Below are 17200 nucleotides of genomic sequence, written 5' to 3'. Positions count from 1 at the left end.
TTTGTTGAAATATTAAATCCTTATTTCAATGAAAAAATTATGCGTTGGGCTTTTCCTTTTTACTTTCTTATTCTCGAATGCCCAGAAAAGTGGTACTTCCACAGTTCTTACTGATATTACAGAAAAAGTAAAAGACTATTATATTGATAAAGAAGCTTATAAAAAAGCAGATTCTCTATTCCGGAATGAATTGAATAAGGGAGCGTTTAATGCTCTCAATAAAAAAGAATTTGCAGCGCTGCTCACTCAAAAGTTAAGAACAACCATTAAAGACGAACATTTTTTCGTTAAATATCTCGAAAATTACATGCCTGAAAAACAGATGAGTGAGAAAGAAAAAGAGAAATTGAATAACGAACATAACAGTCTTGAAAACTTCGGATTTGAAACGGTTCAAAGACTCCCGGGTAATATTGGTTACATCAACTTTAAGGGTTTTGCCTCTCCTGAAGCCAGTGAAAAAACATTGGCAGCTGCTATGAATTTTGTTGCCAATACCCATGCTCTTGTTATTGACCTCCGGGAAAACGGAGGTGGAGAAAACGGAATGGTTCTTCTCTTCTGCAGTTATTTTTTTGACAAAAAAACAGATCTTTATACTACATATTTCCGGCATAATAACAAGACTGTTTTAAACAGTACCCAGCCTGAGGTTTCCGGACAGAAATATCTACATAAAAAAATTTATATTCTTACCAGTAAAAATACTTTTTCCGCAGGAGAAGCAGTAGCTTACTTCTTGCAGCAGTATAAACTTGCTGAAGTGATAGGTGAAAAAACAGGAGGTGCAGCTAATCCTGTAGATCATTTTATTATTCAAAATCAATATTTACTGCTTGTCCCGGCAGGAAAAATAACATCTTTAGCAAGCCAAAAAAACTGGGAACATATAGGAGTAATTCCTAATCAGGAAGTAAAAAGCGAAGATGCTTTAAAGGCCGCTCACATTAAAATTTTAAAAAATATAATACTTGCGGAAACAAAAACAGAATTAACCATACCTGAAATAAAAAATCTTATTAATAAATTAGAAGAATAAATATTCTGCTATGTCATCAATAATCATCAATACATCCGGCGAAAAAGACCTTGAGATACTTCAAAACATTGGTATACAAACTTTCACTGAAACGTTTGCAGAAGATAATACGGAAGAGGCCATGAAAAAGTATCTGGAAGAAAGCTTTAATACTGAAAAGATCAAATCTGAGCTGAATAATCCCGAGTCTTTTTTCTATATTGCCTGGGAAGAAGACAATCCTGTAGGTTACCTGAAAGTCAATTCTGGCAAGGCACAGACAGAACTTCAGGATGATACAAGCCTTGAAATTGAAAGAATTTATGTAAAGAAAAGCCATCACGGGAAAAAAGTAGGACAGCTTCTTTATAACCAGGCTTTAGAAACAGCCCGGCAACTTCACAAATCATATCTGTGGCTTGGGGTTTGGGAAGAAAATCTGAGAGCTTTACAATTTTACAGAAAAAATGGATTCATTGAATTTGATAAGCATATTTTCAGATTGGGAGAAGAAGAACAGACAGATCTCATGATGAAAAAAATATTGGACTAATTTTTTACCCACAGATCTCACAGATTTTCACAGATAATGATGTCTACCAAAATGAACAATTCAGAATTTGTAAAGCATATTAATCGGTACTATCCTTTATCCGAAGAAATGATTCAGGATTTATTGGATATCTGTACGGAAGAATACTATCACAAGAATGATCTTCTGCTGGAATCCGGTTCCATGGCAAGGTATTATTATTTTATCAAATCCGGACTGATAGGGTATTATACAGTAGATGAACTGGGAAATAATATTTATAAAATCTTCTTCGAAGAAAACAGCTTTGTAGCTTCCACAGCAGCTATTATTAAAAATGAACCCAGTGATTTCAATATCATTGCACTGGAAGACTGCTCGGTGATACAATATCCCGCAAAAGCCTATCGTGAATTACTGGAAAAGCATCATGATCTGGCACTTTTTCATCTTTGTTATCTGGAAAAAAACTGGGTGGTAAAAAAAGAACCTCTGGAAGTTTCTTTAAAATACGAAACGGCAAAAAAACGGTATTTACAATTGCTTGAAAATAAGTCCCTTTATAATAGATTAAAACAGCACCACATCGCTTCTTATCTTGGAATAACACCTACACAGCTAAGCCGGATAAAGAAGGAAATCAACTGATATTCCTAAGTCAGGAAATAAATTAACAAAAGCTTCAACATATGTTGAGGCTTTTTCTCTTTTTCTGACGCAATTTTGCTCTGTCATAAGATCATTGGTACACTATATGTTCTACAATTTAGAGGCCCATGATTATCATTAATTAAACATTTTTCAGCATGAAGAAGCTTATCAACATTGTATTTGTATTAACTGCATGTATTCAGTTATCAGCACAAAAAATTATTCATCAGGAAATTTTCAGTCCGAAAATGAATAAAAAAATTAAAACAGTAATCATTACCCCCGATCTCCAACCTAATACAACTTATCCGTCTGTCTATATTCTTCACGGTTTTAGCGGCAATCCGGACAGAATCATTAAACAGGATATTCCGGATCTGGTAAAAAAAGCACAGGAACTTAAAACAATCTATGTACTTCCGGATGGAAACTGCAGTTCGTGGTATGTGGACAGTCCAATCGTTAAGGATTCACAATATCAAACCTTTATCGGAAAAGAGCTGGTAGAGTTCATTGATAAAAACTATCCGGTGAAGGCAGAGAAAAAATTTCGTGGAATTTTAGGATGGAGTATGGGAGGTTACGGAGCTACCAATATCGGAGTTACTTATAATAAAACATTTGGTATCGTGGGAAGTTCTTGTGGAGCATTAGATTTCAACTCTTTCGGAGAAGGCTATCAGAAATATATGGTGAATAAAGTGCTGGGACCGCTGGAATCTATCAATCCCAATTTCCTTACCGACAGCAAAATAAAGTTAATGGCAGGAGCAGGACAGCAATATATTTTCGATTGTGGAACTGAAGATACCCAAATGATCAATATGAATAGAAACTTTCATAAAAAACTGACAGAAATGAAGATCCAGCATCTCTACACAGAGTCTTTGGGAGGACACGTCCCGGAATATTGGAGCAGATCATTATCTGAACAATTGTCTTTATTTGACAGATTCTTTAAACAGTAAATTATAAGCTTTTAAGTTTTGGCTAAAGCCCACTTCTATTGATATAAAAACTAATCAATATTCAATAGGAACGGGCTTTAGCCCTTTTTAATAAATAAATATAAATTCCGATGGCTTTAGCCAAAACTTAAAATCAAATAAAAAAATCCTTTTTGAGCCATGCCCAAAAAGGATTTCGATTGATTGATGTTCAAAATGCTAACAGGTCAGCATATTAAAAGTGTTGAAAGTTTTTACCCAAATGTTCCTCTATCACAAAGAAAGGATCTTCTGTAAGCGTATGTGCCCTCATATCAATAAGGCTCACTTTACTCATCATACGAAGCATGATTCTTCTTTCGCACGGATGTTCTATTCCGTCAATATTTCTTACTCCCGCACGGAAAGCAGATCTTCCGTGAGCACATAAGTGATTGTTTACCAAAATAACGTCTCCTGCCTGAGGCGTAAATCCTGAGTAAATCAAATGTCTGGCTTCTTCCCAGAACTCATGCAGTGTACTTTGCGCTTCCTCCGATTGTTTTATGCTGGAATTGAAAAGCTGTTCTGCGGCATCAAATCGCATAAACGGAAGACTGTAATTGCCATACAGTACAGAATCCAATGTCTCTTCTTCATTATCTCCCGTTTCCAGGTTGGCATCTTTCGGGATTTTATAAATACGCTCAAAAAGAGGTCTGTAATTTTCCCCAATAGACTCATGAGAACGGATAGAATAAAGCGTAGAAGGAACCTGTTCCTCATTTCTTACATACATAAAGCTTAAAAAGTCCGCCTGATGTTTCAGAAAAGCATCTTCTGTGTGTACGTATAAATCTGTTGAAGATCCTGATCCTGTCTGTGTTTCCTTCATTTTTTCATCAGGAATAATGGCATGGATCAATCCACCGCCTTTACGCTGTGAATAATATTGTACAGGTTTTGAAGGAAGTGCCCCATGGATAAGTGCACACGCAAAACCATATAAATTAAATTTTGAATAATCTGCCGCCTGCCAATTCGGAGGGGTAGATCCTATATCCTCCTGATCAATATCCATTAATCCGGTAAAGATCAGTGCACCATACTGATTTTTTGAAAAGTCACTCGCAAAATCAGCCGCTATATTTAAAATTCTCTCCGGTAAGAAATAAGACGCCAGCTGATGTACATGCTTTATAAAATCACGGTTTTCATAATTGTCATACTTTTTCTGAAGGTGCAGAGCTGCATCTTTTATCATTCTTCTTTCCTGAGAGGTGACTTCTATGACCGTAGGAAGCAGTTTTACCGCTGTTGAACAGTCTTTATCTAAAATTTCTGTAGAATTCATTAAAAAAAATTTGGTGTTAAGTAATAATTTTTATCTTTGTTTTTAATTATTCTAAATAACAATAACTGGTTCAAATTTAGTAATAATTACGTAATCACCAAATAAATTATAATAAAAAATGTAAAAATTAAAAACCTGACTATCAGATATATATAATCGTATATCGAAAAAACCACAACAACTCACAGATTTAAAAAATCACATTACAAAACTTTTATGAACAACAATTTAATATCCCTAGAAGAGCTCGCAAGCACCACTTCACCTCACATTTCGGGGAATTTTGGGAATATTTTTCACCCTGACAATTATGATCATTATCGTAATGCTGTCAATAGTACTTTAGACCTGGTTCAGGAATTTCTTCACAGAAACAACAAGCCTTTCAGTGGTATAGAAGCCAAAACAATGAAAGGAATGGTACAACAGATTGATCTTAATCAAAAACTTTCCAATTATAACGAGCTTCTGGCAGAAGTAGATGATATTTATGTAAAACATGCCACAGCTTTTCACCTACCACAATATGTAGCGCACCTTAACTGTCCTGTAGTAATCCCGGCTTTAGCAGGAGAAATCCTTGTAAGTGCCATCAATTCTTCACAGGATACTTATGATCAGAGTGCAGGCGGAACCTTTATGGAAAGAAAACTGATCGACTGGACTGCCGGTCAGATCGGATATAATACGAATGAAAGCGACGGTGTTTTCACAGCGGGGGGCTCACAGAGTAATTTAATGGGATTGGTCATGATGCGTGACTGTTTTTCTCAGAAAAGATATAACCACAACATTAAAATGGATGGTCTGCCAGCGGAGGCAAGCCGTTTCAGAATATTTGTTTCAGATAAATCTCACTTCAGCAATCTGAAAAATGCTTCCATTATGGGACTGGGTGAGAAAAGTATTGTTAAAGTTCCTACCGATGACCGTTTCCGTATGGATATTTCTCTTTTGAAAAAATACATCAAGAGAGAAGAACAGCTGGGAAATATTCCTATTGGTATTGTAGCAACAGCTGGAACTACAGACTTTGGAAATATTGATCCATTGGATGATATCGCCAATATTGCGGAACAATATAACATCTGGATGCACGTAGATGCAGCTTACGGTTGTGCTTTATTATTAAGTGAAAAATACCGTGATCTGATTAATGGTATTGAAAGAGCAGATTCTGTAACGATTGATTACCACAAATCATTCTTCCAGCCTATCAGCAGCAGTGCTTTTATTGTTAAAAATAAAAAAGAACTGTTGATTCTTAAACACCACGCCGATTATCTGAATCCGAAAGAAATGGACGAAGAGGAGATTCCGGCACAGATCAATAAATCCATTACTCAGAGTACGAGAAGATTTGATGCTTTAAAACTTTGGTTTACCATAAGAATGATGGGTAAAGAACAATTAGCAGAATACACAGACACCGTGATTGATCTTACCAAAGATGCGGCTGCAATGATTACTGAAGATGCAGATTTTGAGCTTCTTTCAGATTCTGACTTAAGTGTTCTTGTTTTCAGATATGTAAATCCGGAAATCAGTGATCTGAATGCGCTGAATCAATACATCAAGATGAAACTGTTCTACAGTGGAGAAATCCTTGTAGCAAGTACAAAAGTGGATGGAAACTTCTATCTGAAGTTTACGTTCCTGAACCCGATTACGACTACAGAAGACATTCATCAAATTCTCACCACAATCAAAAATCATGGAAAAGACTTTAATTCAGAAAAATAGAACAGGAGAAAAAGCCCGGGAAATTACTTTCAGAATTCTGTTGAACGGAATGTTGAGAGAACTGGGAAACGGAAAATTCTATCAGGGCGTTCCGAAATATGATCTTCTGACAGCAAAAGCACTTCAAAACAGTGATTATTCATTGTTTATGAGGTTTGAAATGAAGAAAAGCGGACTGTTTTTATTTGCTCCGGTTTCTTATCGTTCCGAAACTCTTTTTCATGAATACGGACCTGTTTTGTGGGCGGTAGATCACCAAAATCAGGAAGTTTTTGAAGTGAATGATCAAAAGCTTACTGAACTGGTTTACAGAGAACTTTCTGACACTACAAACGAAACGGGTTTCAGAAACTTTGTGGAAAGAATTCAAAGCAGCTTAAGAAATCTGGAACTGACAACAGAAGCCTGTCTTCAGGATGATCAGCTGTTGACCTATTCTTTCCTTGAATCTGAACAAATGCTTCCTGCCGGACACAATCTGCATCCTTTCACCAAATCAAGAATGGGATTCTCTGAGGAAGAACAGCTTTTATATGGTCCAGAATTCGGGAAAGGATTTCAACTGGATTATTTCCTGATTCACAAAGACTGCATCACGGAAAAATCTCTTCCAGGGATTTCAGCAAAAGAAATCTTTGAAAAATGGACTTCTTTACCGGAAAGCTACGATTTTGAAAACACAAATGATTTTTATATAGTTCCATGCCATCCATGGGAAGCACAATATCTTTTATCAACCGAAGAATATCCTGAAATGTTGGGTTCCGGGAAAATCATTCACATCGGACCTTTGGGTGAGGATTTTTATGCAACATCTTCTATAAGAACAGTATATAATCCGGACTTTAGCTGGATGTTAAAGTTCTCTTTGCATGTTTTAATGACTGGTTCTGTAAGAACAAACAGCTTAAAAGATCTCAACAGAGGATACGCTTCCGCAATATGGTGGCAAAATGTAAAGACTTCATTTGAACAAAATTTCCCGAATTTTAAATTACTGTTGGAACCTTCCACGTTAAGTGTTCATTATGAGGGAAAAAATATGGACAGTCTGAATATACTGCTCCGCGAAAATCCTTTTTCAAATGAAGATAAAGTGATTCTGTTAGCAAGACTTTGTCAGGATGAATCTACAGATGGGTTTAATTTTACAACGCATTTCTTTAAGAATGTTGCGAATCAATTGGGTGTAGATGCAGAAAAAGCAGCTATTATCTGGTTTGAAAAGTATGTAAACCTGTTGCTTTCTCCTTTAAACAGATTGTACAATCAATTAGGCATGGCTCCTGAAGTTCATCAGCAGAATCTGCTTGTACAATTGGATAATCAATTGCTTCCTCAATCTATTTATGTGAGAGACGGACAAGGTTATTTAATCAAAGACAGTTTTAAAGGAAAATATGAATCATTGATCAAAGATTATCCTGAAATTGAAGATCTTTTCATCAGAGATGAGCGTCTTCTGGATATTGTTTCTCATCATCTTTTGGTAAGCAACCTGAGTGCACTGATTGCTTCCATAGGTAAAACAGGTCTGGTTAAAGAAAGAAGATTAATCCATATTCTGTACAGAGAGTTTGAAAATCTTCATGAAACTGAACCTTCCTCATTAACGGATTATGCATTGAATCAAAGATATTGGGCAGTAAAATCAAACCTTCAGTCGGCGGTTGCTGATGTAGATGGAGGTGTGAATGCTTCTTCAATTTCTTATGCTAAAGTTCCGAACCTTCTTCACAAACATTTCTTCTCGGATCAGCTAATCAATCCGCAGGGAACGGAAGTTTTCTTTAAAAGGTATTTCCAGAAAGAAGACGTAACCATGAGTATGCGTCCTATAGATCTTGAAAACGACCTTGAAATGCTGCATGAATGGTTCAACCGTGAACATGCCGTAAAAATCTGGCAGATGAACTGGCCGATAGATGAGCTTGAAACCTACTACAGACTGATGCTTCCAAGTGATGAAGCGCACAGTTATATCATTGCAGGAAACGATGAACCTTCTTGTAATATTGAAGTGTATTGGGCCTGCAGAGATATCGTAGGCGATTATTATGAAGTACTGCCTACCGATTATGGAACACACCAGTTTATTGCACCTATTGATCCTAAAAAGAAATTTGTATCTCCATCCACTCAATCTATGGTTGACTATGTTTTTGCACAGCCACAGGTAGGAAAAATGGTAGGAGAAGGATCTGTAGACTCTCTTGCATCTATGATGAATAAAGCCCATGTAGGCTTCAAAGTAGATAAAGTAATAGAAATGCCTCATAAAAAAGCCAATCTGAACTTCTGTTACAGAGAATGGTACTGGGAAAAATTCCCACAGAATAAAGAGGTACAAATCACCACAAACATCACAAAAAATGACTAACGAAGCCGTATACAATGTAATAGGCATAGGTATAGGTCCTTTCAATCTGGGACTTGCCGCATTATCTAATCCGATTTCGGAACTGAAAACCCTTTTCCTGGACCAGAGAGATGGTTTCGACTGGCACCCGGGACTGATGATTGACCATGTAACCCTGCAGACCCCATTTTTATGCGACTGCGTATCCATGGCCGATCCTACCAATCCTTTAAGCCTTTTGAATTATTTGAAGGAAACCGGAAGGCTGTATAAGTTTTTTATCAGAGAAGATTTTTTCATTCCGAGAAAAGAATACAACCGTTACTGCCAATGGGTGATTGCACAGCTTCCACAATGCCGTTTTTCTACTCAGGTAGTGGATATTACTTATAAAGATGGTTTATATTATGTAACTACGATTCACACCAAAACCAAAGAAACTACGGTTTTCAAAACGGAAAGACTGATTTTAGGAACAGGGACACAGCCTCATATTCCTTCTTTCATTCCGAAGGATGATTCCCGTGTTATTCATACAAGTTCTTATCTGTATAGAAAAGAAGAACTTTTGTCTCAGGGTAAAAAAATAGCAATTATCGGTTCTGGCCAGAGTTCAGCAGAAGTTTTTTATGATCTTCTTCAAAACAGGAATGAAGAAACACAACTGGGATGGTATTCCCGTCCGGACAGATTTTTCCCTATGGAATATTCTAAGTTGACACTGGAACTTACTTCACCTGATTATGTAGAATATTTCTACAACAGAAGCGAGTCTGCAAGGAAAACCATTTTAAGCAAACAGCAGGCTCAGTTTAAAGGAATCAATTATGATCTGATCAATGATATTTACGACTTTATTTATGATCTGAATATCGATAATGCTGATCCTAATCTTAAAATTATTCCAAACAGTCAGCTGAATAGAGTAGACAACAGCAATCCGGATTTCATCAATCTTGAGTTTACCCAACTGGAACAGGAAGTACCTTATGATCAGGAAGCTGATTATCTGATTTTGGGAACAGGATACCGCTATCACGAGCCTGCATTCTTAAAGAATATTCAGGATAGAATCAAAAGAGATTCCAGTGGATTGTTTGATGTCAATAGAAATTATTCAATAGACCATAACGGAGGAGAAATTTATGTACTTCATGCTGAAGTTCATACCCACAGCTACATTTCAACAGATCTGGGAATGGCTGCGTACCGTAATTCCTACATCATCAATGATATTTTGGGAAGAGAGCATTATAAAATTGAAAAGAAAATTGCTTTCCAGGATTTCGATGTAGAAAAATATGCTGATTTACCAACTGCCAAAATTTAATCAAAAAATGAACACCAACTTAAAAAATACAGTAAGCCAAGAAAACTGGAATCAGGCCAACAGAAACCTAATGGCCAAAACCATCGCAGAATTGATGCACGAAGAGCTTCTAAAACCGGTGGTAACCTTTGAAAATAAAAACGGATATACTGTTTTTACCCTTGAAACCGGAGTTGAAAATATTGTCTACAGCTTCCGCGGACAGGAAAGAATGATGGATTACTGGCATATTGATAAAGACAGCATTACAAAAACAGAAAACGGTGAAGATTTGTCTTCTGTAGATGTAGCAGCTTTCTTTCTGGAAATGCAGACTGTTTTTGACTTAGACCCTTATACAATTGCAAGATATACTGAAGAATTACTGCATACTTTGTATTGTGATGCCTTAATCTTATCAAGAGGAGTAATGTCTTCAAAAGAGCTTGCAGATGCGGATTATCAGACGGTAGAGCATAATATGACCGGACATCCGTGGGTGATTGTAAACAAAAGCCGATTAGGTTTTTCTCCAAGAGATCTTAAAACATTTGCCCCTGAAGCCGATGAAAATTTAAAAGTAATCTGGCTGGCTTCTCATAAAAGCAGATCGTCATTCCAGGCTTTGGAACACATTAACAGAGATGAGTTTTACCGTTCTGAAATAGGAGAGGATTTATATAATGATTTTCAGCAGCAGCTATTAAGCAAAAGAAAAGTTGTTGAAGATTATCATTTTATTCCTGTACATCCATGGCAGTGGGAACATAAGCTTCAGATTCATTTTGCCGGAGATATTGCTTCCGGACTTTTAATACAATTAGGAGAGGGTAGCGATAAGTACAGTCCGCAGCAAAGTATCCGTACTTTATTCAATGTAGATCATCCTAAAAAGAGATACCTGAAAACGGCTGTTTCTATTCTGAGTACGGGAAATATCAGAGGATTATCACCTAAGCAGATGAAAATTGCTCCAGCCATTACAGATTGGGTAAAAGGCTTGATTAAAGATGATGCTTACCTTGAGAACAAAGAAACTATTTTCTTGGGAGAAGAAGCTGCCATCACCTATCTGCACCCACAATATGGAGCTATTGCGAGCGTACCTTATCAATATAATGAATTCCTTGGCGCATTATGGAGAGAAAGTGCTGAAAACTATCTGAAAGAAGATGAGCAAATGGTAACCATGGCTTCTCTGCTTTATGTAGATGAGAGTGGAGTTCCATTGGTTCAGGCATTCGCAGAAAAAGCAGGTGTAAGTATCAAAGAATGGATTGAAAGCTATCTTGATGCCTATCTTACGCCTTTGTTACATATCTATTACACACATTCATTATGTGTAACGCCACATGGAGAAAACATTATGGTGGTTTTGAAAAACGGAGTTCCAAAGAGAATCGTAATCAAAGACTTTGTGGATGATATTGTACTTACCACAGAAGCAAGAGAAAAACTTCCTGCACATCTTGCGGACGGTTTGATTCAATCTTCCAATAAAGAAAATATTCCGTTGTTTATTTTACTTGGCGTTTTTGATGCTTTCTTTAGATATCTGTCGAATGCTTTGCATACCTATTCCAACTTTAATGAAGAAACATTCTGGGAGCTGGTTCACAACTGTGTAGAAAATTATAAAGCGGAGAATACCCATCTTCAGGAACGTTACGAAAAATATGACCTGTATGTGCCTGCATTCAAAAGATTCTATATCAACAGTCTGCGTCTGAAAAATAACGGTTACAGTGAAAACAAGGCATTTGCCATTCCGAGAAAAGACGGAGCACTGCCTAATCCGCTGTATCAGATTGCCAATAAAAATTCAGTAGCAGCAGTATGAGGAAATTCCTGCATATACTAAAAGAAGGAGCGGTTTTTACGTATGGAGCCATAGCCGGAAAGAAAGTTGAACTGACTTCCGGAAGTATCAACCGTTCCATCTTTAGTCTTGCCATTCCTATGGTGATGGAACTTGTCATGGAATCTGTTTTTGTGAGTGTCAATTTATTGATTATCGCAAAATTAGGCGACAAGGTTCTTGGTCTTGTGGGAATTACAGATAACTACATCAACTTTGCTTATGCCATAGCAGTAGGTTTGGGAATTGCAGCAGCAACTCTGACCGCCAGAAGAGCAGGTGAAAAAGATAAAGAAGGAATGGGCAGAACAGCCCAATACATCATCTTGCTGGCTCTGTTTTTTGCAGTGCTTATTGGTGGAATTTCCTGCTTTTTTGCATCAGAAATCGTTGATTTTCTGGGCATCAATGCCAGTACGGTAACCGAAGGTGTTTCTTTCTCAAGACTGGTCTTCCTGAGTATCGGGCTTGTAATTCTTCGTTTATCTGTAAATGGACTTTTCAGAGGGGCTGGTGATGCCGATATTGCTATGAAATCACTTTGGATCTGCCATATTTCCAATATCATCTTTGCAGTGATCCTTGTTTTTGGATTAGGATTTATTCCTGCTTTTGGATTGATGGGATTGGCGTATGCTACAGTTTTATCAAGGCTTTTAGGGGTTTTATACCAGGCTTTTGTATTTGCCACAGGAAAAACCAGCATCAGTATCAGAGTTCCTTTACAGCTTGATATTCCATTACTGCAAAAGATTTTGAAAATAGCTTTTGGAGGATTGGTTCAATATATCATCCCAACATCCAGCTGGCTGATTATGGTGAAGATTATCTCCACTTTCGGAACTACAGCGCTTGCAGGATATATCATTGCCCAGCGTATTGCTTCTGTAGCTACGATGCCTGCCTGGGGAATAGGAAATGCTGCCGGAGTTCTTACAGGACAGAACTTAGGTGCCGGAGAACCGGAACGTGCTGAAAAAACTGTTTGGAGAGCCGGAACCATCAATATGACTTATCTGGTACTTGTAGCCTTATTCTGGCAGATTGCTGCGGAATATGTGGTGAAATTTTTCACTACAGAACCGGAAGTTGCTAAATATGCGGTTCAATACATCCATGTGGTCTCTATGGCGTATCTGCTGTTAGGATTCACCATGGTGATCAGCCGTGCTCTGAATGCAGCCGGAAACATTTTGCAGGTAACGTTGCTGTACCTCGTGATGTTTTATGTGATTCAGCTTCCGCTGGCTTATCTCTTAGGAGTAAGGTTTCAGTGGGAACTGAGAGGAATATTTACCGCTATTGTTTCCTCGGAAATAGTTTTGGCTGTACTATTCCTCATGATTTTTAAAAATGGAAAATGGAAAACTATAAAAATTTAAAATGAACACTACAGAAGAATTTTATGAAATTATCGCCTCTGCCATCGCAATAAAGAAAGAATTGGTAGATGAAAAACTAACATATCAGGAAATCCCGGAATGGGATTCTATGTCTCACCTTCTTATCGTAGAAGCGCTTGAACAGTTTTATCAGATCAAGTTTGATTTTAACGATATTCTGGAGATGGGAACCGTCGGAAAGATTCGCGAAAAAATGAAAAAATACGAAGTATTCGTAGAAAACTAAGCATATGAAAATTTTAGAAAATGTAATTGCCAATAAGAACTTGGGGTTTACAGATGCTTCCACCGGTACAACAATACCGGTGGGAACACTGTACCGGTCTTTAGGCTTAAACCCGGTAGAAAAAGGGCTGCTCTTTTTATACAATGACAATCAGTTGTCAAGTATTGAAGTGCTTCTCAATTTTTATGGAACAGCACACACGATTGCGGTATTGGGACAGAAACTGCATGAGGAATTCAAAGAACGTATTGAGGCGGAATATCGTCCGAAATACATCTTTGATCCGCAAAGAGAAGCCATTGAAGGATATACTCTGAAAGCATTCTCAGATAACATCAACATCTTTGCAAAGGATGATTATAAGAGTGAAGTTACCATTCACCCTGACATCAAAATCCTTTTGAGTACTTCAGGGACAACAGGTGTTCCGAAATTGGTTAAATTATCTGACGAAAGCCTTTATCAGAACGCATTGAGCATCCTTCAGTACATGCCGGTTCAGGGAACGGATGTAGTTCCTTTAAATGTTCCGATCAACTTTGTATACGGATTTTCTATTTTCACTACCAACTGTATGCGTGCCGGAAGAATCGTGTGTACAGATAAAGACATTATGCAGAAAGCATTCTGGGATGAAATGGAAGAGTACGGTTACAGTACTCTGGGCGGAGTTCCTTTCCTTTATGAAAATCTGAACAGGATAGGATTCTTCAGAAAAGATTCGCCAAGTCTTAGATATTTTACCCATACCGGAGGAGTGATTAACGCTGAATTGAGAAAAACTATTTTCTCTTATTGTCACGAGTTTAAAAAAGATTTCTTTGCACAATACGGACAAACGGAGGCAGGAGGAAGAATGGCTTACCTTACTACAGAAGGATTGCTGGAAGAAGAAACATCAATCGGAAATGTAGTAGAAAGAGGAAGCTTCAAAATTGATCCTGAAACGGATGAATTACTTTTTTCTCACGTGAGTATTTTCGGAGGTTATGCCAATAAACTGGAGGATCTTGCCACATATGAGCAGCCTTCCGTACTGCATACCGGAGATACCGCCAGAAAAGGTGAAAACGGAATTTATTACATCACAGGTAGAATAAAACGTATCATGAAGCTTTTCGGGATACGTCTTAATCTCGATGAGGTAGAATTCATTCTTAAAAATGAAATGCAGGGCAATACCTTCGTATGTCTGAATGCCAATGATAAAAAAATCGTGGTACTGTATGACAATCCGGAAATAGATCCTCAGATCATCACCGAAACCATTAAAAATAAACTGCGTATCAACCCACAATATGTACGCACTGAACTTATAGAATCATTCCCATTATCACAAAACGGTAAAATAAACTATCCCCTGTTACAAAACTTACAGCATGAAAACATCTAAAACCCTTATATTACTTCTTGGTCTTGCTTTATCTTCAAACTCGCTTTCTGCACAACAGGGCGACAGAATTCATGGCAAAATCATGCTGTCTGAAAAAGCACCGGTAAAAAACGCTGTTTTAAGGCTTGTCAACACGTCTTATCAGGCAAAAACCAATAATTTAGGAGAATATTACTTTGAAAATGTGCCACCTGGAGAATATACGCTTCAGGTGGTTTTAAATGATATCGAACTGATGAGGGAACCCATCCAAATTCAGAAAGATGTCTATGAAATTCCTGCGATCTACGCTCCTTTACACAATAATGTGATTGAAGGAATTACAGTATACGCAGTAAGCAGAAATAAATTTTTGGATAAAGACAGTACTTCAGTGGCTAAAATGCCATTGAAAGTTCTTGAAAATCCACAGGCTTACACAAGCATCAACCAGCAGATCATGAAGGAACAGCTTACTTACGATATTTCGGAAGTATTGAAAAACGTTCCGGGTATGGTAAAAATGCAGGGAAGTCCGGGAAGAGGTTCAGGAGACGGAAGTTTCTATTACAGCCTTAGAGGTTTTCCTACCAAAGTATCAATGGTAGACGGAGTTCCTGCAACCACCAACGGAGAAATAGATCCTGCCGATCTTGAGCGTCTTGAAGTAATCAAAGGACCTGCAGGAACATTGTATGGAGGTGCGGTAACTTCTTTTGGAGGTTTGATTAATGCGGTAACCAAAAAACCGAAAGATTATTTCGGGGGAGAAGCTTCTTATCTGATGGGAAGTTATAACCTGAACCGTGTAACCGCTGATGTTTACGGTCCGATTACAGAATCCAGAAATATGTTATTCCGTTTGAATGCTGCTTATCAGTATCAGAACGGATTCAGAGATTCTGAATTCAGGAAATCATTCTTTGTAGCACCTACAGTAAGTTATCAGGTTAATGAAAGATTGAAATTTAACTTAGGAGCTCAGATCTATAATTATGAAGGAACTAATACTCCAATTATTTTCCTTCCGAGAACAAGGCAATATTTTGCCCACAATCCTGACGAGTTAGGCTTCGACTGGAAAAGATCTTACTCCAATAATGATATGACCTTAAAAGCTCCATCTATCAATGTAAAAGCAGAAGCAAACTACAAAATTTCAGATCAATGGACTTCACAGACTTTGCTTTCAAGAAACTTCAGAAAAACAGAAGGTTTATATCAATATCAGTTTATCAGAGGAAATACAAGTGATGCCATGCTGGAACGTAACGTACAATGGCAGAATTCAGAAGCCTCTTCTACAAGTATTCAGCAGAACTTCAATGGACAATTTAATATTGGTAAAATTAAAAATAAGGTGTTGATTGGGCTAGATTATCTGAATCAGACAATCAATAATAACCATTCTCCAATTGTAGTCTTTGATAATGTCAACGGACAAAGCTTAGAAGGATATCCGAATATTTCTAAAGATCTTGCTCTTCAAAAAATCCAGGCATTTACTCAGACAGCTATTCAGGCAGGTAAAACACCTTTAGTAAGAAATAATTCTGCATCAAACCTTTATGGAGCTTATATTTCAAACGTTACTTATATTACAGACCGTTTGATTACCCTTTTAAGCTTGCGTATGGATCATTACGAAAGTAAAGGACAGCTTAACCTGAATGATAACAAACGTACCGGTGATTTCAACCAGACTGCATGGTCTCCAAAAGTGGGAATCGTATACCAGATCCTTAAAGATCAGCTATCTGCTTATGGTAACTATATGAATGGTTTCAGCTATACAGCACCTGTTGCACAGCAGCTTCCGGACATTAGCGGAGAGATGAAACCTCAGATGGCCAATCAGTGGGAAGTGGGATTGAAAGGAAACCTTTGGAGAAACAAGATTAATTTTACTGTTTCATATTACGATATTCTTGTTGACAATATCCAGAGAGGAAGCGGTGTAATCCGTGACGGAAAAGAGTACAACATTGTTGTTCAGGATGGAACACAAAGAAGTAAAGGGATTGAAATTGAAACCATCATGAACCCTGTTCAGGGATTAAATATTATGGCCGGATATAGCTATAACCACAGCCGATATGAAAAAGCAGATCCCACTGTAGAGGGACGCCGCCCTGAGTCTGCAGGTCCTGCGAATGTATTCAATTCATGGATCAGTTATATCCTTCCAATCAAAGGACTTCAGGGACTTGGAGTTGGTTTTGGAGTAAACCGTGTTGGAAAACAGATTACCGGAAACAAAACCGTTACCGGACAGTTTGCATTCCCAGCCTATACTTTAGTGAATGCTTCCATCTCCCTTGAAAAAGAAAGATACAGATTAGGATTTAAAATGAATAACCTGGGCAATGTACAATATTTTGCAGGGCAGGGAGTGGTAGTCGCTCAGATGCCTCGTAATTTTGTTGCTGAGGTAAGCTTTAAATTTTAA

At 37.5% G+C, this 17200-nt stretch carries 13 protein-coding genes; 12 read left to right on the top strand and 1 reads right to left on the bottom strand.

Going from position 1 to position 17200, the window contains the following annotated elements:
• Positions 1 to 28 precede the first annotated feature (28 nt).
• The 4 genes from SFA27_RS11325 (at position 29) to SFA27_RS11310 (ending at position 3169) form a co-directional block, all read left to right on the top strand.
• Positions 29 to 1039 carry a S41 family peptidase gene (locus SFA27_RS11325; RefSeq protein ID WP_407298122.1) on the top strand — a complete coding sequence of 337 codons (1011 nt, stop codon included), beginning with the start codon at positions 29 to 31 and terminating at the stop codon, positions 1037 to 1039.
• A 10-nt stretch (positions 1040 to 1049) separates the two neighbouring features.
• Positions 1050 to 1571 (top strand): GNAT family N-acetyltransferase, encoded by a 522-nt coding sequence (locus SFA27_RS11320; protein WP_047374835.1) that lies wholly within the window; start codon positions 1050 to 1052, stop codon positions 1569 to 1571.
• Positions 1572 to 1622: 51 nt separating this feature from the next.
• Positions 1623 to 2198, top strand: coding sequence for a Crp/Fnr family transcriptional regulator (locus tag SFA27_RS11315; RefSeq protein WP_407298121.1), 576 nt, complete (start codon positions 1623 to 1625; stop codon positions 2196 to 2198).
• Positions 2199 to 2356: 158 nt separating this feature from the next.
• The gene (locus SFA27_RS11310; RefSeq protein ID WP_407298120.1) at positions 2357 to 3169 is read left to right on the top strand and encodes an alpha/beta hydrolase; all 813 of its coding nucleotides are present in this window, start codon (positions 2357 to 2359) and stop codon (positions 3167 to 3169) included.
• Positions 3170 to 3383: 214 nt separating this feature from the next.
• Here SFA27_RS11310 and SFA27_RS11305 read toward each other — a convergent pair whose 3' ends face one another.
• Complete coding sequence (locus tag SFA27_RS11305; protein ID WP_407298119.1) at positions 3384 to 4481, bottom strand: TauD/TfdA family dioxygenase; 1098 nt, start codon at positions 4479 to 4481, stop codon at positions 3384 to 3386.
• Between the two features lie 216 nt (positions 4482 to 4697).
• On the opposite strand from SFA27_RS11305, the gene SFA27_RS11300 reads away from it, so the two are divergent.
• From SFA27_RS11300 to SFA27_RS11265, 8 genes are read left to right on the top strand one after another with little or no spacing between them, the layout of a single operon-like run.
• On the top strand, positions 4698 to 6224 hold the full coding sequence (locus SFA27_RS11300) for an aspartate aminotransferase family protein (RefSeq protein WP_034698137.1): 1527 nt from the start codon (positions 4698 to 4700) through the stop codon (positions 6222 to 6224).
• On the top strand, positions 6196 to 8604 hold the full coding sequence (locus tag SFA27_RS11295; protein WP_407298118.1) for a GNAT family N-acetyltransferase: 2409 nt from the start codon (positions 6196 to 6198) through the stop codon (positions 8602 to 8604). The genes SFA27_RS11300 and SFA27_RS11295 overlap by 29 nt, the downstream gene beginning before the upstream one ends.
• Positions 8597 to 9913, top strand: a complete 1317-nt coding sequence (locus SFA27_RS11290; RefSeq protein WP_407298117.1) for a lysine N(6)-hydroxylase/L-ornithine N(5)-oxygenase family protein — start codon at positions 8597 to 8599, stop codon at positions 9911 to 9913. Before SFA27_RS11295 ends, SFA27_RS11290 begins: the two co-directional genes overlap by 8 nt.
• Positions 9914 to 9920: 7 nt before the next feature.
• Positions 9921 to 11732, top strand: a complete 1812-nt coding sequence (locus SFA27_RS11285) for an IucA/IucC family protein (RefSeq protein ID WP_407298116.1) — start codon at positions 9921 to 9923, stop codon at positions 11730 to 11732.
• A complete protein-coding gene (locus SFA27_RS11280) occupies positions 11729 to 13132 on the top strand; it encodes an MATE family efflux transporter (RefSeq protein WP_407298115.1) in 1404 nt (467 codons plus the stop codon). The genes SFA27_RS11285 and SFA27_RS11280 overlap by 4 nt, the downstream gene beginning before the upstream one ends.
• Position 13133: 1 nt before the next feature.
• Positions 13134 to 13379, top strand: a complete 246-nt coding sequence (locus SFA27_RS11275; protein WP_047374822.1) for an acyl carrier protein — start codon at positions 13134 to 13136, stop codon at positions 13377 to 13379.
• Positions 13380 to 13383: 4 nt separating this feature from the next.
• On the top strand, positions 13384 to 14772 hold the full coding sequence (locus SFA27_RS11270) for an AMP-binding protein (RefSeq protein WP_407298114.1): 1389 nt from the start codon (positions 13384 to 13386) through the stop codon (positions 14770 to 14772).
• Entirely contained in the window at positions 14759 to 17200 is a 2442-nt protein-coding gene (locus tag SFA27_RS11265) for a TonB-dependent siderophore receptor (RefSeq protein ID WP_407298113.1), read from the top strand. The genes SFA27_RS11270 and SFA27_RS11265 overlap by 14 nt, the downstream gene beginning before the upstream one ends.

This window comes from Chryseobacterium sp. HR92, assembly GCF_045689405.1.
GTDB lineage: Bacteria > Bacteroidota > Bacteroidia > Flavobacteriales > Weeksellaceae > Chryseobacterium > Chryseobacterium viscerum_A.
This window is presented reverse-complemented; position numbering and strand designations above follow the sequence as displayed.